Source organism: Streptomyces sp. LMG1-1-1.1, from assembly GCF_040815545.1.
Lineage (GTDB): Bacteria > Actinomycetota > Actinomycetes > Streptomycetales > Streptomycetaceae > Streptomyces.
In genome coordinates this window covers 42279-61764 of sequence record NZ_JBFPNH010000037.1, presented here as the reverse complement: position 1 = coordinate 61764, position 19486 = coordinate 42279, and the positions used below count along the sequence as shown (strand labels likewise).

General features: G+C 72.1%; 18 protein-coding genes and 1 riboswitch. Of the genes, 14 read left to right on the top strand and 4 right to left on the bottom strand.

What is annotated here, in order from left to right; all coding sequences use genetic code 11:
- Nucleotides 1–47: 47 nt before the first annotated feature.
- The gene (locus MRBLMG1_RS22060) at nucleotides 48–785 is read left to right on the top strand and encodes a DUF2625 domain-containing protein (protein WP_367825823.1); all 738 of its coding nucleotides are present in this window, start codon (nucleotides 48–50) and stop codon (nucleotides 783–785) included.
- A 28-nt stretch (nucleotides 786–813) separates the two neighbouring features.
- On the opposite strand, the gene MRBLMG1_RS22055 is transcribed toward MRBLMG1_RS22060, so the two are convergent.
- Both MRBLMG1_RS22055 and MRBLMG1_RS22050 read right to left on the bottom strand, forming a co-directional pair.
- Entirely contained in the window at nucleotides 814–1716 is a 903-nt protein-coding gene (locus MRBLMG1_RS22055) for a hypothetical protein (RefSeq protein WP_367825822.1), read from the bottom strand.
- 4 nt (nucleotides 1717–1720) lie between these two features.
- Complete coding sequence (locus MRBLMG1_RS22050; protein WP_367825821.1) at nucleotides 1721–2092, bottom strand: peptidase inhibitor family I36 protein; 372 nt, start codon at nucleotides 2090–2092, stop codon at nucleotides 1721–1723.
- A gap of 248 nt (nucleotides 2093–2340) precedes the next feature.
- On the opposite strand from MRBLMG1_RS22050, the gene MRBLMG1_RS22045 reads away from it, so the two are divergent.
- Together MRBLMG1_RS22045 and MRBLMG1_RS22040 are read left to right on the top strand one after the other, a co-directional pair.
- Complete coding sequence (locus MRBLMG1_RS22045; protein ID WP_367825820.1) at nucleotides 2341–3354, top strand: helix-turn-helix domain-containing protein; 1014 nt, start codon at nucleotides 2341–2343, stop codon at nucleotides 3352–3354.
- 105 nt (nucleotides 3355–3459) lie between these two features.
- Nucleotides 3460–3990: a GNAT family N-acetyltransferase gene (locus MRBLMG1_RS22040; protein ID WP_367825819.1), complete on the top strand. Its 531-nt coding sequence runs from the start codon at nucleotides 3460–3462 to the stop codon at nucleotides 3988–3990.
- On the opposite strand, the gene MRBLMG1_RS22035 is transcribed toward MRBLMG1_RS22040, so the two are convergent.
- Nucleotides 3987–6287, bottom strand: a complete 2301-nt coding sequence (locus MRBLMG1_RS22035) for a YfhO family protein (protein ID WP_367825818.1) — start codon at nucleotides 6285–6287, stop codon at nucleotides 3987–3989. The genes MRBLMG1_RS22040 and MRBLMG1_RS22035 overlap by 4 nt on opposite strands.
- 126 nt (nucleotides 6288–6413) lie before the next feature.
- Here MRBLMG1_RS22035 and MRBLMG1_RS22030 point away from each other — a divergent pair, with 126 nt between their 5' ends.
- The 3 genes from MRBLMG1_RS22030 (at nucleotide 6414) to MRBLMG1_RS22020 (ending at nucleotide 9102) form a co-directional block, all read left to right on the top strand.
- Nucleotides 6414–7397 (top strand): glycosyltransferase family 2 protein, encoded by a 984-nt coding sequence (locus MRBLMG1_RS22030; protein ID WP_367825817.1) that lies wholly within the window; start codon nucleotides 6414–6416, stop codon nucleotides 7395–7397.
- Between the two features lie 81 nt (nucleotides 7398–7478).
- The gene (locus MRBLMG1_RS22025) at nucleotides 7479–8123 is read left to right on the top strand and encodes a SurA N-terminal domain-containing protein (protein WP_367825816.1); all 645 of its coding nucleotides are present in this window, start codon (nucleotides 7479–7481) and stop codon (nucleotides 8121–8123) included.
- A gap of 19 nt (nucleotides 8124–8142) precedes the next feature.
- Nucleotides 8143–9102, top strand: a complete 960-nt coding sequence (locus MRBLMG1_RS22020) for a nucleoside triphosphate pyrophosphohydrolase (protein ID WP_367825815.1) — start codon at nucleotides 8143–8145, stop codon at nucleotides 9100–9102.
- Between the two features lie 85 nt (nucleotides 9103–9187).
- Here MRBLMG1_RS22020 and MRBLMG1_RS22015 read toward each other — a convergent pair whose 3' ends face one another.
- A complete protein-coding gene (locus MRBLMG1_RS22015; protein ID WP_367825814.1) occupies nucleotides 9188–10399 on the bottom strand; it encodes a globin domain-containing protein in 1212 nt (403 codons plus the stop codon).
- An 88-nt stretch (nucleotides 10400–10487) separates the two neighbouring features.
- On the opposite strand from MRBLMG1_RS22015, the gene MRBLMG1_RS22010 reads away from it, so the two are divergent.
- The 8 genes from MRBLMG1_RS22010 (at nucleotide 10488) to MRBLMG1_RS21975 (ending at nucleotide 19470) form a co-directional block, all read left to right on the top strand.
- Nucleotides 10488–11747, top strand: coding sequence for a cytochrome P450 family protein (locus MRBLMG1_RS22010; protein ID WP_367825813.1), 1260 nt, complete (start codon nucleotides 10488–10490; stop codon nucleotides 11745–11747).
- Nucleotides 11748–11865: 118 nt separating this feature from the next.
- Complete coding sequence (locus MRBLMG1_RS22005) at nucleotides 11866–12903, top strand: transglycosylase family protein (protein WP_367825812.1); 1038 nt, start codon at nucleotides 11866–11868, stop codon at nucleotides 12901–12903.
- A 258-nt stretch (nucleotides 12904–13161) separates the two neighbouring features.
- Nucleotides 13162–13335: riboswitch (cyclic di-AMP (ydaO/yuaA leader) on the top strand.
- A gap of 3 nt (nucleotides 13336–13338) precedes the next feature.
- Nucleotides 13339–14043 (top strand): transglycosylase family protein, encoded by a 705-nt coding sequence (locus MRBLMG1_RS22000; RefSeq protein ID WP_367825811.1) that lies wholly within the window; start codon nucleotides 13339–13341, stop codon nucleotides 14041–14043.
- A gap of 296 nt (nucleotides 14044–14339) precedes the next feature.
- On the top strand, nucleotides 14340–15626 hold the full coding sequence (gene eno, locus MRBLMG1_RS21995; protein ID WP_367825810.1) for a phosphopyruvate hydratase: 1287 nt from the start codon (nucleotides 14340–14342) through the stop codon (nucleotides 15624–15626).
- 138 nt (nucleotides 15627–15764) lie between these two features.
- Nucleotides 15765–16235: an FtsB family cell division protein gene (locus MRBLMG1_RS21990; protein WP_367825809.1), complete on the top strand. Its 471-nt coding sequence runs from the start codon at nucleotides 15765–15767 to the stop codon at nucleotides 16233–16235.
- Between the two features lie 29 nt (nucleotides 16236–16264).
- A complete protein-coding gene (locus tag MRBLMG1_RS21985; protein ID WP_367825808.1) occupies nucleotides 16265–16810 on the top strand; it encodes a DUF501 domain-containing protein in 546 nt (181 codons plus the stop codon).
- Nucleotides 16807–17721: an exopolyphosphatase gene (locus tag MRBLMG1_RS21980; RefSeq protein ID WP_367825807.1), complete on the top strand. Its 915-nt coding sequence runs from the start codon at nucleotides 16807–16809 to the stop codon at nucleotides 17719–17721. Before MRBLMG1_RS21985 ends, MRBLMG1_RS21980 begins: the two co-directional genes overlap by 4 nt.
- Before the next feature lie 369 nt (nucleotides 17722–18090).
- On the top strand, nucleotides 18091–19470 hold the full coding sequence (locus tag MRBLMG1_RS21975; protein ID WP_367825806.1) for an NAD(P)/FAD-dependent oxidoreductase: 1380 nt from the start codon (nucleotides 18091–18093) through the stop codon (nucleotides 19468–19470).
- Nucleotides 19471–19486: the final 16 nt, after the last annotated feature.

Below are 19486 nucleotides of genomic sequence, written 5' to 3'. Positions count from 1 at the left end.
CCGACGGCGCCGCTGATCAACGGCGAACCGCGTGCGACGATGCGGGGGTGCGAGAACTGCGTGGACTGGACGAGCTGACCGGGGTCGACGAGCCGGCGTGGCCGCTGCTCGAAGAGGAACTGCGGGCGGCGAAGGTGCCCGTCGAGGTCCTGGACGCCGACCCCGGGCGCGCGGCCGCCACCCTCCTGCAGACGCAGGTCACCGTCCGCTCGTACCTGGGGGCGTTCCTGTTCCGCACGGGCGGCCTGCTCGTCGACGACGGCTGGCTGAGGGTGTACGGCAGCCCCGCCGCCCACAACGACCGGCGCCTGCCCGGCCTCGCGCGGGTCAACGGCTACCCCGCCGAGCCCGACGCCGCCTGGCGGCCCGCCGGCGCACTCGTCGTCGCGCACGACGTCCTCGGCGGGACCTTCGCCGTCCAGGGCGGCACGGAGGAGGAGACCGGGCTGCCCGGCCGCCCCGGCGAGATCGTCTACTTCGCCCCCGACTCGCTCCGCTGGGACGCGGTCGGCGCCGGGTACGGGGCCTGGCTGTCCTGGCTGCTCGACGGCGGCACCGAGGAGTTCTACGAGGGCCTGCGCTGGCCCGGCTGGCGGGACGAGGTGCCCGGCCTCACCGGCGGGGAGGGGCTCAGCCTCTACCCGCCGCTGTGGTCCGCCGAGGCGCACCAGGACCTGGCCGCGACCAGCCGCGCGGTCGTCCCCCTCGGGGAGCTTCTCGGGTTCGCCCGCGACACGAGCCTGCAACTGGACGGGGCCGACCCCGGCTTCCTGGGCGACGTGTAGGCCCCCCGCGCGGGGCCCGGCGGCCCCGTCAGCGGTGTGCCGCCGTCGCGAGGGCCTTCTCCCGCATGCTCCGGAGTGCGGCGAGTTCGTCCTCGTACCCCGCGCCGATCGTCTTCTCGGCGTCGGTCTGGGCGGCCGAGACGACGGTGGTGAGGCCGGTCGAGGCCTGGCAGTGCGCGTCCGCACGGGACAGCTTCAGCTCGACGCCGGCGACGGCGTGCAGCTTGGCCTGGTCCCGGCCGGCCTGCCGGAGCTGCCGGTCGACCGCGGTCTGCGGATCGCCGAACGCCTTCACCGTCGCTCCGGCGTCCTTCATGCAGGTGCGCCAGGAGTCCTGTGCGGCGAGGTAGCGGCGGTCGGTCCTGACCTTGTCGACGACGGCGTCGCCGAGCACCTGGAAGGTGTTGTAGAGCTTGTAGTAATCCGGCCCGAAGAGACGGGACTTGGCGTCGGAGACGCAGGAGTCGGCCTGGTAGAAGAACTCCCGCCGCATCGGCATCGCCAGGTTCACGCGGTGGGCCGGGGTGCCGAGCAGGGCGTCCGTCCAGCGCTTGTCCGTCCCCTCGGCGGCGTTGGCGTCCGCCGGCGGTCCCATGGAGAGCGTGGTGCTGGTGATGCCGTAGCCGTCGTTCACCGCCTGCGCGACGCTGAGCAGCCCGTACGGGTTGACGTCGGCCAGGTGGTTCCCGGTGGGCAGGGGCTGGGGGCGGTACGTGAACCCGCGCCGCTTCATGCAGGCGGCGACGAGGTCCTCCTCCGCCGCGTGCAGGGGTGCGAGCTGCGAGCCGGGGTAGTGGGTGACGCCCTGGAAGGGGCGGGGTGCGGGGAGTGGCGCGGGGCCGGGGGCGGCGGTGCCGCCGGACGTCGAGCATCCGGCGGCACCGAGACCCAGAAGCAGCGCCACGGCGGTGGTGCGCCGTGCGGAGGTCATCGACTCAGACCGTGCACCACTTGTTGGAGCCGATGGTGCTCAGGTTGTCGCCGATGCGGCTCCAGCCGGTGCCCCGGTACAGGATCCAGCCCTGGCCCTGGTAGCCGGTCTCCTTCCACACGACCACGTTGCAGCTGTTGCCGTTGTTGAAGGCCGCGCCGTTCAGGGCGTACTTGAAGTTGTTGTACCCGGTGAGGTCGTAGTTGTCCTGGAAGACCGTCTGCACGGCGCCCTGGTAGTCGGCCTGCCAGTACACGCACAGGCCGCCGCTGGCACAGCCCGCCGGGGCGGCGTTCGCGGCCGGCGCGACGGCGGCCGCACCGAGGGCAACTCCTGCGGCCATGCCGAGGGCAGCGAGGGATCGCTTGAAGTTCACGAGAGGCTCTCCGTTTCTCATGGACCGGTTCTCCGGTACGGCACGACGCTGCCAGGGGCGCTCAACGAACGGTCAAGGGAGCCTCAACCTCCGCTCAACGCAAGGCCGTTGAAGCGCAGGTCCGAGGGCGTGCCGAAGGGTCCACGGGGATTTCCGGGAGCGCCACGCCGATCACGAAACCCGGCGACAAACGCGTTCGCGCCGCTGCATTCTGGCCGCCGACATGAAGATCGACGGGGGAGTAAGCGATGTGGACAGTGGTCTCGGCAGGGGAGTTGCCCGCGCGGGAACGGTTCGACTGGTTCGCCGACCTGGTCACGCGCGAGGTGATGCCCACCGCCCTCACCGCCGAGCGGCCCGCCGACTTCCAGGCCGAGGCCGCCGTGCTGGACCTCGGGAACGTCCGCGTCGCACGGTTCTCCTTCTCGCCCCTGCGGTCGCGCCGCACGCCCGCGCTGATCAGGCGCGGCGATCCGGAGCAGTACCAGCTGGGGCTGATACGGAGGGGCGCCACCGTCCTGTCCCAGCACCGCAACGACTGCCGCGTCGGGGCGGGCGACCTGGTCTTCTGGGACACCTCGCGGCCCTCCCAGGCGGCCATGCCCGACGAAGCGGGGCCCGTGCAGTTGACCATGCTGCAACTCCCGCGCACCGTGATGCCGTTGCGCACCCAGCGGATCGACCGGCTGCTCGGCAGCAGGATCCCCGGAGGGCACGGGCTCGGGGCGGTCCTCGCCTCGTTCCTCGACTCCCTGGACGCCCACGCCGGACAGTGCGGGCCCGGTGACCTGCCGCGACTCGGCTCCGTCGTCGTCGACCTCACCGCCGCCTGCCTCGCCCAGAACCTCGACGCCGAGGACCAGCTGCCCGCCGAGGCCCGGGCGCGGACCCTGCTCCAGCGGATCCACACCTTCGTCGACACCCACCTCGGCGACCCCGACCTCACCCCGGCCGCCGTCGCCGCCGGCCACCACATCTCCGTACGCACCCTCCACGAGCTCTTCCAGGCGTACGGCGACGGCGAGACCGTCCAGGCCGGCATCCGGCGCCGCCGCCTGGAGCGGTGCCGCGACGACCTCGCCCGCCCCGAACTCCTCGGGCGGCCCGTGCAGGCCATCGCCGCACGCTGGGGCTTCAGCGGCCCGGCCGTCTTCAGCCGCGCCTTCCGCGCGGCGTACGGCGTCAGCCCCACCGAGTTCCGCGCGCTGAGCGTCAAGGACGCCCGCGCCGGACGCACAGCCGGCGCCGTCGCCCCAGCCTAGGCTCGGAGCCGTTCGACCGGCCGGCGGAGGCCCGGCCGCGGGAGCATGGGGGAGGAGGGCCACAATGACCAGAGACATCGACCAAGGGACCTGGGACGCCGACGCGTGAAGACGGAAACCGAACGGCACGGCACCGCGGCCGCGACCGCGCGCACGGAGCGCCTCGACCTCGTGCCGCTCGCGGTCGCCCACGCCGCCGAGATGGCCGAGGTCCTCGCCGACCCCGCCCTCCACTCCTTCACCGGCGGCACCCCGCTCGCCGAGCCCGACCTCCGCGCCCGCTACGAGCGCCTGACCGCCGGGTCACCCGACCCGGCGGTCCTCTGGTGCAACTGGGTCATCCGGCTCCGCGCCTCCGGCCGCCTCGCCGGCACCGTCCAGGCGACGGTCACCGACGCCGGCCGCACCGCCGAGGTCGCCTGGGTCACCGGCACTCCCTGGCAGCGACAGGGCATCGCCCGCGAAGCCGCCGAAGCCCTCGTCGCCCTCCTCCTGGAACACGGCGTCCGCACCGTCGTCGCCCACATCCACCCCGACCACACCGCCTCGGCCTCCGTCGCCCGAGCCGTCGGCCTCGCCCCGACGGACCAGGAAGAGGACGGCGAGGTCCGCTGGGAGCTGCGGCTCCCCTCCTAGTCCGGCCGTTCCCGCCGGGGCGCCACGAGCACGACCAGGAGCAGCAGCGCGGCCAGCGCTCCCGCTCCCAGGCCCGCTCCGAGGCCCGGGGGGCGGAAGGCGCAGGAGAGTTCGGTGCGGTCGGGGCGGAGGGGGACGGCGAGGAGGCCGCCGTACGCGAGGGCTTCCGTGTCCGCGCAGTGCCAGCCCGCGATGCGGGGGGCCGCGACGACGGCCGTGCCGCCGCCCGGCGGGAGGGTGGCCCGTATGCCGTCCGGGGTCACGCGGATCGACGTCGCCGCGCGGGCGCGCAGGGCCGTCACCGCCGAGCGGAGGCGTGCGTGGTCGAGGCAGCCGAGTTCGCCGGGGCCGGGGAGGACCGGCTTGAGGCCGGGCACTCGCTGGACGCCCAGGGAGGTCATGGCCGCGCGGCGTTTCGGGCCGCCGCCGAGGAGGTGGACCGGGGGGTGGTCGCCGAGGCGGGCGGTGCCGGTGGCGTCGGGGGACCAGAGGAAGACCTCGGTGCCGACGCGGCACGCGCCCGCGTGCGGGGGCTCGTACACCCGGGAGCCGAGGAGGAGTTCCTGGTTGCGGAAGGGGGAGGGGCCGTAGGCCGGGGGCGGTCCCGGGGGGCGGACGGTGACGAGGGGGAGGCGGGTGTCCGTGCGGGCGACGGCGCCGTCGCGCCAGCGGGCACCGACGCCGAAGAGGGCGTCCGTCACCGGGTTGTCGAGGCTGAGGAGGTTGCGGCCGCGGGAGGTCCAGCCGCCGCCGAGCGCGGCCAGCGTCTCGGTCAGGACGGCGGGGGTGTGGCTGCTGTAGTAGGCGGAGCCCTGGCCGCCGAGGAGCAGCGGGTCGTTTCCGGCGACGCGGGGGAGGCCGGAGTCCGTGCGGGAGGCGGGCCAGTCGTCGGCCGCGGCCAGGGCGGCCGCGCGCCGGGCGTGCTCCGGACCCCACGGCGGGTAGTCGTCGAGCCGGGCGAGGCGTTCGCGGTCCGCGTACGCCGTCGTGGCGGCGGCCTGGCCGAGCAGGGTCCCGGTGACGAGGAGCGCGGCGAGGAGTCCGTACCGGCCGCGGCGGGGGAGGAGGAGCGCGCCCGCGACCGCGGCGAGGCCCGCGCCCGCGAGGAGGAGGGACCAGGAGGTGAGCAGGGGGCTCGGCAGGGCTCCGGCCGCGAGGACGAGGACGATCGCGGACCCGCCGAGCAGCGCCCCGCGGTCCGGGAGGCCGCGGGCGAGGCCCGTCCACGCGGCGAGGACGAGGACGCCGGACAGGACGAAGGTCTGGCGGTACGGGCTGCCGTTCGGGGTGGCGAAGACGTGCCAGACGAGATGCGTCGGGCCCCACTGCATCGACATCGCGACCGCCGCGCACAGGCCTCCCCACAGCCACCGCTCGCGGCCCGGCGCGTCCCGGCGGAAGAGCAGCGCGCCCGCGAGCAGCGGCACCGCCGTGCAGACGAAGGCCGCCGGGGTCGCGAAGCCGTACGTCACCGGGAGCAGCCGGGCCAGCACGTCCGTACCGTCCGCGGGCGCGAAGTCCCGTACGACACCCGGGTAGGCGTGCCGGGAGCCCAGGAAGACGGGGACGAGGACGGGAGCGGCGAGGCCGATCCCGAGTCCGGTCGTGAGCGCGGCCCGGCCCAGGGTCCGTACGCGGAACGAGTCCGTCGCCGCGAGGCGGACGAGGAGCACGAGGCCCGCGCCCAGGGTCGCCATGTAGGCCGTGTAGAAGTTCGCCAGCCAGCAGACGGCCACCACGAGCGGCCCGAGGAGCGGCCGCCGCCCTTCCCGGGTCCATTCGCCCACGAGGCAGAGCAGCGGGAACGCGATCAGGCCGTCCAGCCACATCGGGTTGTACGTGCCCTCCGCGAGCGACCAGCCGCACAGCGCGTACGAGGCGCCCAGGACGGCGGCCCACCACCACACGCCGCCCGGTCCGACGCGGCGCAGCAGGAAGGCCATCGCGGCCGCCGCGAGCGCCGTCTTCAGGACGGTGATCGTGTACACCGCGTACTCGATGTCGGCGCGCGGGAAGAGGGCCACGAGCGGGGCGAGCGGGCTCGACAGGTAGGTGCCGTAGTCGGGGAGGAAGCTCGTGCCCCAGCCCGCCTGCCAGTCGAGGAGGAGTCCGCCGTCCGCCCGGCCGTGCAGGAGGTCCCACAGGCGGGCGTGGAACGGGACGAACTGGTTGGCGAGGTCGTTCACGGCCCGGTGGCGCGGGCCGAAGGGGAAGACCCGGGCGACGGCGTCACCGGCGCAGACGGCGACGGCGGCGAGGAGGGCGGCGAGCGGGGAGGAGCGCTTGGTGTTCGGCATGACGGTCCGAATATGTCAGCGTCCCGGGGGGAAGGGGCGGAGTCGGAGGGCCAGTTCACGTGATGGTCGTCTGCCCGCCACGCACGCGGACCGGCCGGGACACCGCGCTCCGTTGTCGTGGGGCACGTGCTGCTCTCGATCGTCGTCCCGTGTTTCAACGAGGAGGACGTCCTCGCCCGCTTCCATGACCGTGTGACGGCCGAACTCGCCAAGATGGACGGCGAGTTCGAGATCGTGTACGTGGACGACGGAAGCCGGGACGGGACCCTCCCGCTCCTCAGGGAGCTCGCGGCGCGCGACCCGCGCCGGGTCCGCTACGCCTCCTTCAGTCGCAACTTCGGCAAGGAGGCCGCGATGCTGGCGGGTCTCCGGCACGCGGCCGGCGACGCCGTCGTGATCATGGACGCGGACCTCCAGCACCCGCCCGAGCTGGTGCACCGCATGCTCGCGCTGCACGCGGAGGGGTACGACCAGGTCGTCGCCCGCCGCACCCGCGACGGCGACCGCGTCACCCGGACCCTGACGGCCCGCCTCTACTACCGGGCGATCAACCGGCTCGTCGACGTCGAGCTGGTGGACGGCGTCGGCGACTTCCGGCTGCTCTCCCGACGCACCGTCGACGCGGTCCTCGACCTCGGCGAGTACAACCGCTTCTCCAAGGGGCTGTTCTCCTGGGTCGGCTTCCGCACCACGACCTTCGCGTACGAGAACGCCGTCCGGGAGCAGGGCCGCTCCAAGTGGTCCTTCGGCAAGCTCCTCAACTACGGCCTCGACGGCCTCCTGTCCTTCAACAACAAGCCCCTGAGGGCCGCCGTCCACCTCGGGCTGCTGCTCCTCGTCGTCGCCCTCGGCTACGCGGCCTGGATCGTCGCCGACGCCCTCGCCCACGGCGTCGACACCCCCGGATACGTCACCCTGCTCGTCGCTGTCACCGCCCTCGCCGGGGTCCAGATGGTCATGGTCGGACTGATCGGCGAATACGTCGGCCGCATCTACTACGAGGTGAAGCGGAGGCCGCACTACCTGCTCCAGGAGACGAGCGGAGGTCCGGAACCGGCCGACACCCGGGTGACGGGTGAGTCGTTGTGGGAAACAGTCGCACCGAAGTAGTGGCTCAGGCCCCGGCGACTCCCTACCATCGATCACCGCAAGGTCGTTCAACGTGACGCACGACCAGCCCGGGAGGCTCCTTTGCACCGCCGCACTGCGCTCACCGTCTCCGCCGCGCTCCTCGCCGCGGCCCCACTGCTCACCGCCTGCGGCAGTGACGCCCATCCAGGAGCGGCGGCCGTCGTCGGCGGCGAACGGATCGAGGTCTCCAGCCTCCAGGCACAGGTGAAGGACGTGCGCGCCGCGCAGGCCTCCTCCGCGCAGTCCGCCGAGCTGCTCAAGGCCACCGGCGACCTCGGCCGGCAGAAGCTCAACTCCATGATCATCGACCGGATCGTGGAGAAGGTCGCCCAGGACAACGGCGTCACCGCCACCCGGGCCGACATCCAGCAGACCCGCACCGCCTACACCCGCGAGAACGGCGGCGAGGAGCGGTTCGAGGCCATCCTGCTCCAGCAGCGTGGCGTGGCGCCCGACCAGATCGACTACTTCATCCGCCACGAGGTCCTCATGCTCAAGATCGCCGACAAGCTCGGCTTCACCGAGAGCGCCGAAGGCCAGAAGAAGCGGACCGACGTCTACTCCGCCGCCTCCAAGGCGCTCGCCATCGACGTGAACCCGCGCTACGGCGCCTGGGACTCGGCACGGGGCGGACTGACCGCCGCCACCACCCCCTGGCTCCGCAGGGCGAGCCAGGACCCGGCCGCCGTCCAGGCCGGAGCCTGAACCCAGGTAGGTTCGAGGGGTGACTTCTGAGAGCCCCGGCCGCATCGTCCTGCTCACCGCCAGCCACCGCGTGGCGCCCGGAATCCTCTCCTGGCCCGCCTGGCAGGCGCTGCACGGTGCCGACCGGGTGCTCTGCCCCGACGAGGACCACCCCCAGCTGCCGTACCTGCGGGAGGCCGGTGTCGCCGTCGAGCACGTCCGGCCGACCGCCGAGGAGCTCGTGGCGGACTGCGCCGGCGGCCGGACGGTCCTGCTGCTGCCGTCCGGCGAGGGCGACCGCGCGCTGACCGACGGCCTCGCCCGGCTCGCCGGCTCCGGCCGGTACGCGATGCCCGACCTGGAGCTGCTGCCCGGCTCGTACGACCTGCCCGGCGCCCGCCTCCTCGACCTCGTGCAGATCATGGACCGCATCCGGCGCGCCTGCCCGTGGTCCTCGCAGCAGACCCACAAGGGACTCGCCAAGTACGGCATCGAGGAGGCGTACGAACTCGTCGAGGCGATCGAGGACGGCGACCGGGACGAACTGCGCGAGGAGCTCGGGGATGTCCTCCTGCAGGTCGTCTTCCACGCCCGGATCGCCGAGGAGGACCCGGAGGAGCCGTTCTCCGTGGACGACGTGGCCGCGACGATCGTCGAGAAGCTGATCCACCGCCACCCGCACGTCTTCGGGGACGAGACCGCCGAGACCCCCGAGGAGGTCAAGGCGCACTGGCTGCGCACCAAGGCGATCGAGAAGAAGCGCGAGTCCGTCACCGACGGCGTCCCGCTCGGCCAGCCCGGCCTCGCGCTGGCCGCGAAGCTGGCGGGCCGGGTACGTGCCGCCGGTCTCGACGTGGAGCTCCCGGCGGGCGAGGGCATCGGGTACGAGCTGCTCGCCCTCGCGGCCGGGGCCGAGGCGTCCGGGGCGGACCCGGAGGCGGCACTGCGGGCGGCGGCCCGCACGTACCGCGAGGCGATCCGCGCGGCGGAAGGGCTCTGAGCGGGGCGTAGCCCCCGCGGGGAGGCCGGGCGCCGACGCGCCGGGCGTGACGGCCCCGGTGCTCGGCCCGGATCCGGCGTCCGGTTCAGTGGTCGCGTGGGGCCCGGGCGTCCGGGTTGTGCCAGACGGGGGCCGGCGGGCCGAGGAGGCGCTCGGCGGCGGTGCCGGGGCGGGTGGTGAAGCGGCCCACGAACGGCAGGGTGTCGTGGTGGGTGCGCGCCGGGTCGGTGCCGAGTTCCTCCAGGACCTCAACGACCTCGGTCACGAAGGCGGGCGGGCCGGCGAGGTAGACGTCGTGGGACGACCAGTGGACACAGGCCCGCAGGGCCTGGACCAGCCGCTCGGTCGCCTGGTCGCGGCGCTGGCGGGGCGCGGCCGTGATGTAGGTGACGCTCAGCGCGGGGAGGCGTTCCTTCAGCAGCTCGGCCTCCGTACGCGCGTAGAGGTACTCCTTGGCGCGGGCCACGACGAACAGCCGCCCCTCGAGTGCCGGCTCGTCCGCGGCGGCCTCCTCCAGGAGGGCCTTCACCGGCGCCCAGCCCGTACCGGCGCATATATAGGTGCGGAGTCCGCCCGGCGCCGTCCGGGCGGTGAGGCCGCCGCCGGGGGCGCTGAGCCGCAGGACCTCGCCCGGGCCGGTCTCCTCGACGAGCGCGGTGCTCATCGCGCCGCCGGGGATGCGGCTGACGTGCAGGTCGACGGTGCCGTCGGAGCGCGGCGCGTTGCCGAGGGAGTAGGTGCGCCAGACGCGGGGGACGCGCAGCGAGCTGACGCTGACGTACTGGCCGGGGAGGTACGGGAGCGGCTGACGGGGGCGGAGCGTGAGGACGGCCAGGTCGTCGCCGTACCGCTCGTGGCGGACGACGTCCGCGTCCCACCAGGACGGTTCGCCGGCCGCCGCGGCCTCGTCCGCGCCGGCCAGCATGAGGTCGGCGACCAGGCCGTAGGCCTCGGTCCACGCCTTCTCGGCCTCCAGGTTCCAGGCGGAACCGGCGGCGTGCGCGAAGGCGGCGAGCAGGCTGCCGCCGACGGCGGCGTACAGCGCGGGGGAGGCGAGGAACTTGCGGTGGTCGCGGCCCAGCTGCCCGAGGTAGGGGCCGAGGCCGGGGTCCTCCAGGTGCGTCACCACATGGGTGAGCGCGGCGAAGAGCCGGTCGCGCTGCGGGAGCATGTCCGCGGGGAACAGCTCGCGCACACCCGGGTTGTTCCAGAACAGGTGCGAGTAGAAGAAGGTGACGGCTTGTTCGGCGCGTCTCTCGACGACGGCGAAGGTAGCTCTGAGCAGCTGGGGGTCCACCGACAAGAATCTAGGGCACGACCTGTACCCCTTGATCACAGGTTCTCCACGAACGTGCCTTCCCGGGGTATCCCTGTACGGTCGTGCCGTGCGTACGACTCCCGGCCCCGCCTCCGCCCCCGAGCTCTTCACCTGGGAGTTCGCGAGCGATCCGTATCCCGCCTACGCCTGGCTGCGCGAGCACGCGCCCGTGCACCGGACGACGCTGCCCAGCGGGGTCGAGGCCTGGCTCGTGACCCGGTACGCCGACGCCCGGCAGGCGCTGGCGGACCAGCGGCTCTCGAAGAACCCGGCGCACCACGACGAGTCCCCGCACGCGAAGGGGAAGACGGGCATCCCGGGCGAGCGCAAGGCCGAGCTGATGACCCACCTGCTCAACATCGACCCGCCGGACCACACCCGGCTGCGGCGGCTGGTGTCGAAGGCCTTCACCCCGCGCAGGGTCGCCGAGTTCGCGCCGCGGGTGCAGGAGCTGACCGACGGGCTCATCGACTCGTTCGCGGAGCGGGGGAGCGCCGACCTCATCCACGAGTTCGCGTTCCCGCTGCCCATCTACGCGATCTGCGACCTGCTCGGCGTGCCGCCGGAGGACCAGGACGACTTCCGGGACTGGGCCGGGATGATGATCCGGCACGGCGGGGGGCCGCGCGGCGGGGTCGCGCGGTCGGTCAAGAAGATGCGCGGCTATCTCGCGGAGCTGATCCACCGCAAGCGCGAGGAGTCCGGCGAGGACCTCATCTCGGGGCTCATCAAGGCCTCCGACCACGGCGAGCACCTCACCGAGAACGAGGCCGCCGCCATGGCCTTCATCATCCTCTTCGCCGGTTTCGAGACGACCGTGAACCTCATCGGCAACGGGGTCTACCAGCTGCTGCGCCACCCCGGGCAGCGCGAGGGGCTCCAGGCCTCGCTCGCGGCCGGGGAGCAGGGGCTCCTGGAGACGGGCGTGGAGGAACTGCTGCGGTTCGACGGGCCGGTGGAGATGGCGACCTGGCGCTACGCGACGCGGGCGCTGACCATCGGCGGGCAGGAGATCCCGGCCGGGGACCCGGTGCTCGTGGTGCTCGCCGCCGCGAACCGGGACCCGGCGCGGTTCGCGGGACCGGACGTGCTGGACCTCACCCGGCGGGACAACCAGCACCTCGGGTACGGGCACGGCATCCACTACTGCCTGGGCGCGCCGCTCGCCCGCCTGGAGGGGCAGACCGCGCTGGCGACCCTGCTGACTCGCCTGCCGGACCTGCGACTTGCGGTCGACCCGGACGAACTGCGGTGGCGCGGTGGGCTCATCATGCGGGGATTGCGCACGCTTCCGGTGGAATTCTCCCCTTCCGTACCCCTCCAGTGAACTGACGATTCATCAGAACTGTGATCTTCGCGTGATCGCCGGTCCATCGACTTGTGACGAGCGTTCGAATACGGCTACGTTCACCGCAGTCTTCAGCCGTCACGCGAAAGGCGCTTCTATGCGTTCCGGGAACGGACGACACCGTCGCCCCCGTCAGGCCCCCGCCCTCGTCGTCGCCGCAGGTGTGACCGGATCCGCCATGGCGCTGCCGCTGCTCGCCACGGGGTCCGCCTCCGCCGCCGACGCCTCCACCTGGGACCGGGTGGCCGAGTGCGAGTCCGGCGGCCAGTGGAGTGCCAACTTCGGCAACGGCATGTACGGCGGACTCCAGTTCACCCAGGACAGCTGGGAGCGCAACGGGGGTCTGGCGTACGCGCCCAGCCCCGACCTCGCCAGCCGCGCCCAGCAGATCGCGGTGGCCGAGAAGGCCCTTGCCAAGGGCAGCACCGAGTGGGCCACCTGCGCGCCGATCGCCGGCCTGACGAACGACGGCAAGGGCACCGGGGTGGACCCGGGCCCGACCTCCGTCCCGAAGGCCCCCACGGGGCCGGTCGCCGAGTCGAACCGGACCGACGGCCTCCCGGCGGGCTCCGCCGACGCCGCCGGGGAGGCGAAGACGGCCACGGCCGTCCCGTCGCCCGTCGCGCCCGGCACGCCGGGGACCCCGGACGCCTCGGTCACCCCGGGAGTGCCCGTCACCCCCGGTACGCCGACGACTCCCGGCACGCCTGATGAGTCCGTTACGCCCGGTACGCCCGTTTCCCCCGATGGGGCGGAGGGTGACGTGCCGTCGGCCACGCCGGGTTCCGGCAAGCACCGGGGCGAGGCCGCTCCGGAGGAAACCGGCAAGCCGGGCAGCTCGGGCGAATCGGGTAGACACGCATCTTCCACGGACAAGCTGGCTGAAAACGCCTCCTCGACGCCCTCGGCTGACGGTGCGAAGAATTCGAACGCAACGGACAGTCAGGACACTTCGGGCGCGTACACCGTGCAGCCCGGCGACAGCCTCTCCGATATCGCGCAGTCGAACGAACTGCCGGGAGGGTGGACGGCCCTCTATGACGCCAACCGTCAGACGGTGGGCGCCGATCCGGACCTGATCCTGCCTGGTCAGAGCCTTGAGCTGACGACGGATCCGGCTTCGGTCGAGGGGTAGTTCAGGGCTGTATGTCCGGTTCTGGGCAAGTGAGACATGGGTCTCTTCGCCTCAACTGGCGTGTCCTGTCCGTAACCTTTGCCTCCGTCACCTCTCACCTGCACAAACGCCCCCCACCGGAGGGCAAGTAAGGGCGATATTTCCGCAATCGGCCTCTTTGAACTTCCGGTGGGTCTGTGTCTACGGTCGTAACCGCTCGCCACCGCGGGCCCCGTCGACCGAAACGCCGAATCCTGCCGTCGGCCGATGGGAACAGTCGTCGCGTCAGCGCCGAAGGCAGGAGTGGGGGACCCAAGGTAAGTGCCGGTCCCGGCCGTTGAGACAGACGGCCGAAGACCGGCTTGGGGTGAAGCCGCGTGCTAGGACACGCGGCCGGGCAACTTTCCGGCCCGAACCCGACAGCTCACCTCACAGGCGTCGGTGAGGAGAATCTCCATGCTGTTTTCCGGCAAGGGCAAACACCGTCGTCCCTCCAAGGCCACCCAGGTCGCCACGCTCGTCGGCGTCACCGGTGTCGCCGTCGCCGCCCCGCTGATGACCGCGGGCACCGCGTCGGCCGCCACGGCCTCCGAGTGGGACCGCGTCGCCCAGTGCGAGTCCGGTGGCAACTGGTCCATCAACACCGGCAACGGCTACTACGGCGGCCTGCAGTTCTCGGCCTCCACCTGGGCCGCGTACGGCGGCACCGCCTACGCCTCGACCGCCAACCAGGCTTCGAAGTCCCAGCAGATCGCCATCGGCGAGAAGGTCCTCGCGGGCCAGGGCAAGGGCGCGTGGCCGAGCTGTGGCGTGGGCCTCTCGGGCGCCGCCTACACCGGTGGCACTACCGAGGCTCCCCAGCGCACGGCCACCGAGCCGACCACGCGCAGCGAGCAGCGCCAGGCCCCGAAGAAGGCCGAGGCCACCAAGAAGGCCGCCTCCGCCAAGAAGGCCACGGCCCGCAAGACCGTCACCACCCCGGCCGGCACGACGGTCAAGAAGGGTGACGGCGAGTACCGGGTCGAGGCCGGCGACACGCTCGGCACCATCGCCCAGGAGCACGGCGTCAAGGGCGGCTGGGAGAAGCTCTACGACCTGAACAAGGACGTCGTCGCCGACGCCGACCTCATCTACGTGGGCCAGCAGCTCCACCTGAAGTGAGCCTGACGACTCTCCCGCGGTGACCACCCCGGTCCGGCGTGCCTTCCCCCCGTGCACGCCGGACCGGGGTTCCGTCGTGTCGGACCCCTTAATGAGGGCCCGTAGCGGGGCCCCGGCGGTTACCGTCCAGTAGATCTGAGGCCCTTCGTCCCCATGTGCGTGCCCTTGGGTCCTTTTTCGTCCCAGGGTGCGGGCGCCCGGCTGGCTGGAGCCCCCGAGGCGGTTAGGCTCTTGTCGCAAGGCCAAGCGACCTGCATCGACCTTGCGTCACATCCAGCGTCACATCCCAGAAGGAGATGCTCGTGCCGTCCATCGACGTCGTCGTAGCCCGGGAAATCCTGGACTCCCGAGGCAACCCCACGGTCGAGGTCGAGGTCGGCCTCGACGACGGCAGCACCGGCCGTGCTGCTGTTCCGTCCGGCGCCTCCACCGGTGCGTTCGAGGCCATCGAGCTTCGCGACGGTGACCCCAACCGCTACCTGGGCAAGGGTGTCGAGAAGGCCGTCCTCGCCGTCATCGAGCAGATCGGCCCGGAGCTCGTCGGCTACGACGCCACCGAGCAGCGGCTGATCGACCAGGCCATGTTCGACCTGGACGCCACCGAGAACAAGGGCTCGCTCGGCGCCAACGCCATCCTCGGCGTCTCGCTCGCCGTCGCGCACGCCGCCTCCGAGGCCAGCGACCTCCCGCTGTTCCGCTACCTCGGCGGCCCGAACGCGCACCTGCTGCCCGTTCCGATGATGAACATCCTCAACGGTGGGTCGCACGCCGACTCCAACGTGGACATCCAGGAGTTCATGATCGCCCCGATCGGCGCGGAGTCCTTCTCCGAGGCCCTTCGCTGGGGTGCGGAGATCTACCACACGCTCAAGGGCGTGCTGAAGCGCAAGGGCCTCTCCACCGGCCTCGGCGACGAGGGCGGCTTCGCCCCGAACCTCGAGTCGAACCGCGCCGCCCTCGACCTCATCGTCGAGGCCATCAAGGAGGCCGGCTACACCCCGGGCTCCGACGTCGCGCTGGCGCTCGACGTCGCCGCGTCCGAGTTCTACAAGGACGGCACGTACGAGTTCGAGGGCAAGTCCCGCTCGGCCGCCGAGATGACCGAGTACTACGAAGAGCTCGTCGCCGCGTACCCGATGGTCTCCATCGAGGACCCGCTGTTCGAGGACGACTGGGCGGGTTGGAAGGTCCTCACCGACAAGCTGGGCAGCAAGGTCCAGATCGTCGGCGACGACCTCTTCGTCACCAACCCGGAGCGCCTCGCCCGCGGCATCGAGGAGGGCACCGCGAACGCCCTCCTGGTCAAGGTCAACCAGATCGGCTCGCTGACCGAGACCCTCGACGCCGTCGAGCTGGCCCAGCGCAACGGCTTCAAGTGCATGATGTCCCACCGCTCCGGCGAGACCGAGGACGTCACCATCGCCGACCTCGCGGTCGCCGTGAACTGCGGCCAGATCAAGACCGGCGCCCCGGCCCGCTCGGACCGCGTCGCCAAGTACAACCAGCTGCTGCGCATCGAGGAGATCCTCGACGACGCCGCGGTCTACGCCGGCCGCAGCGCCTTCCCGCGCTTCAAGGGCTGAGCTCTCCCCAGAGCGGCTTACGCGCTCGGCCTCCGGAGAATCGAACCGGGAGCAAAGGCGTAGCGAAGCGAAGCGTCCCCGTACTCGGTCCCGTACCGTGTGCGGGGACGTCCGCGTGAACAGGGGAGGCGACACGACATGGCCGCGAAGGACCGGGACCGGTTCTCGACCGCGACCCGGATCAGGCTGCTCGGCGAGCAGACCGCCGCCCGTGTCTACCGCTCCCAGACCCGCCGTCAGGCCCGCCGCTCCCGGCTCACCGGCCGCGCGGCCTTCCTCGCCCTCGTCGTCTGCTCCCTCGTCGTGGCACTCGCCTATCCGATGCGGAGCTACGTGTCCCAGCAGGGCGAGATCGCCGAACAGGAGCGCAAGGCCGCCGAGGCCGCGCGTCGGGTCGAGGAACTCAGGGACGAGAAGGCCCGGCTCCAGGATCCGGCCTACGTCCGCCGCCTCGCCCGCGAGCACCTGCACTACGTGCTGCCCGGCGAGACCGGCTTCACCGTGAACGACCCCGACGCGGAGCAGCGGCCCCGCGCCGACCAGGGGGCGGCCGAACGCCCCTGGTACGACAACCTCTGGGACGGCGTCGACCACGCCGACCGTCCCTGACCCCTCCTCCGCGACACAGCAAGGCAGACATGGAAACGCCCCCTCCGCAGACCGACCGCACCGAGCCCACCGAGCAGGACATCGCCGCCTTCGAGCAGCAGCTCGGCCGGCCGCCCCGCGGCCTGCGCGCCATCGCGCACCGCTGCCCGTGCGGCAACCCGGACGTCGTCGAGACCGCGCCCCGGCTCCCCGACGGCACCCCGTTCCCGACGACGTACTACCTGACCTGCCCCCGCGCGGCCTCGGCCATCGGCACCCTGGAGGCCAACGGGGTCATGAAGGAGATGCAGGCCCGGCTCGCCACCGACCCGGAGCTCGCCGCCGCCTACCGGGCCGCGCACGAGGACTACATCGCCCGCCGCGACGCCATCGAGGTCCTGGAGGGCTTCCCGAGCGCCGGCGGCATGCCGGACCGCGTCAAGTGCCTGCACGTCCTCGTCGGACACTCGCTGGCCGCCGGACCCGGCGTGAACCCCTTCGGCGACGAGGCCCTCGCGATGCTGCCGGAGTGGTGGGCCAAGGGCCCCTGCGTGACCCCGTGCGCCGACGAGGACGACAAGGAGTCGGCGGAATGACCCGGGTCGCCGGAATCGACTGCGGTACGAACTCCATCCGCCTGCTCGTCGCCGACGTCGACCCGGAGACGGGCGACCTCGTCGAGCTGGACCGGCGGATGAAGATCGTCCGGCTCGGCCAGGGCGTCGACAAGACGGGCCGGCTCGCCCCGGAGGCCCTGGAGCGCACCTTCGCGGCCTGCCGCGAGTACGCCGAGGTCATCAAGGGGCTGGGCGCCGAGCGGCTCCGCTTCGTCGCCACCTCCGCCTCCCGCGACGCCGAGAACCGCCACGAGTTCGTGGACGGGGTCGTGGAGATCCTGGGCGTCGAGCCCGAGGTGATCACCGGCGACCAGGAGGCCGCGTTCTCCTTCACCGGCGCCACCGGCGAGCTGCACGGCTCGCAGAAGTACCTCGTCTTCGACCTCGGCGGCGGCTCCACCGAGTTCGTCATCGGCAACAAGTCGGTCGAGGCGGCCCGCTCGGTCGACATCGGTTGCGTCCGGCTCACCGAGCGGCACGTCCGGCACGACCCGCCCACCGCCGATGAGGTCGAGGCGATCCGCGCCGACGTGCGCGCCGCGCTCGACCTGGCCGCCGAGACCGTGCCGATCGACACCGCCGAGACCCTCGTCGGGCTCGCCGGCACCGTCACCACGGTCGCCGGGATCGTGCACGGGCACACCGTGTACGACTCGGCGAAGATCCACCACGCCCGGATCTCCGCCGAGCAGATCGCCGAGGTGACCGACCGGCTCCTCGCCTCCACCCACGACGAGCGCGCCGCGATCCCCGTCATGCACCCCGGCCGGGTCGACGTGATCATCGCCGGGACCCTCGTCCTGCGGGAGATCGTCGAGCGCGTCGGAGCCCGCGAGGTCGTCGTCAGCGAGCACGACATCCTCGATGGGATCGCCCTATCCGTGGCATAGCGGGCAGCTATCGAGCCTTCCGGCGACGTGCCGTCGGGAAAGTTCGTGAAGTTCTTCACAAGGAAAAGGGCCCTGATGGCGCCCGAGGAGGGTCTTTAGCCCCTTCGGGGGGCGTCTCAGGGCCCTTTCGCAGGTCCGGGGGTCGGTTCGCTCGCTGTTTCCATCGTGTGAACGCATCCGGCGGTTCGGCGTTAACGGGCCCTCTCCGGGCCAGTTCACAAGGGGTGAACAACGTTCGCCCTTGCACCCTGGTTCCTTTGCAGCACCATGACATGGATCACGTGGGCGGCGGAGTGTAGCAGAGGTGTCCCCGAACCTTGTGAAGGGGCGCACGAGCACCCCCCTCCTGAGGGGTGGATACTCGATCCCATGAGCACCACGGAGCGTCCCAGGATCCTCGTAGTAGGCGGCGGGTACGTAGGCCTGTACGCAGCTCGGCGCATCCTCAAGAAGATGCGCTATGCGGAAGCGACCGTCACGGTCGTCGACCCGCGGTCGTACATGACCTACCAGCCCTTCCTCCCCGAAGCCGCCGCCGGCAGCATCTCGCCGCGTCACGTCGTCGTCCCGTTGCGACGCGTCGTCCGCGGAGCCGAGGTGCTCACCGGCCGGGTCACCACCATCGACCAGGACCGCAAGGTCGCCACGATCGCGCCGCTCGTCGGCGAGGCGTACGAGCTGCCGTTCGACTTCCTGGTCATCGCCATGGGCGCGGTCTCCCGCACCTTCCCGATCCCCGGTCTCGCCGAGCAGGGCATCGGCATGAAGGGCATCGAGGAGGCCATCGGCCTGCGCAACCACGTCCTCGAGCAGCTCGACAAGGCCGACTCGACCACCGACGAGGAGGTCCGCCGCAGGGCGCTGACCTTCGTCTTCGTCGGCGGTGGCTTCGCCGGCGCCGAGACGATCGGCGAGGTCGAGGACATGGCCCGCGACGCCGCGAAGTACTACCAGAACGTGTCGCGCGAGGACATGCGCTTCGTCCTGGTCGACGCGGCCGACAAGATCCTCCCCGAGGTGGGCCCCAAGCTCGGCCAGTACGGCAAGGAGCACCTGGAGTCCCGCGGGATCGAGATCTACCTCGAGACCTCCATGGACTCCTGCGTCGACGGCCACGTCGTGCTGAAGAACGGCCTCGAGGTCGACTCCAACACGATCGTGTGGACCGCCGGCGTGAAGCCCAACCCGGCGCTCTCCCGCTTCGGTCTGCCGCTCGGCCCCCGCGGCCACGTGGACTGCAACGAGAAGCTCCAGATCAACGGCCTCGACTACGCCTGGGCCGCGGGCGACAACGCCCAGGTCCCGGACATGGTCGGCCGCAAGGCGGGCAACCCGAACGCCTGGTGCCCGCCGAACGCCCAGCACGCCCTGCGCCAGGCCAAGGTCCTCGGCGACAACGTGGTGGCCGGCATGCGCGGCTTCCCGCAGAAGGAGTACAGCCACGCCAACAAGGGCGCGGTGGCCGGACTCGGTCTGCACAAGGGCGTCGCCATGATCGTCATGGGCAAGGTGAAGATCAAGCTCAAGGGCCGTCTCGCCTGGTACATGCACCGTGGCTACCACGGCATGGCGATGCCGACCTGGAACCGCAAGATCCGCGTCTTCGCCGACTGGACCCTCGCGATGTTCCTCAAGCGCGAGGTCGTCTCGCTCGGCGCCATGGAGACGCCGCGCGAGGAGTTCTACGAGGCCGCCAAGCCCGCTCCCGCGCCGGCCGCCCCGGCCCAGGAGAAGGCCAAGGCCTCGTAAGACCCGTAGTACTCGC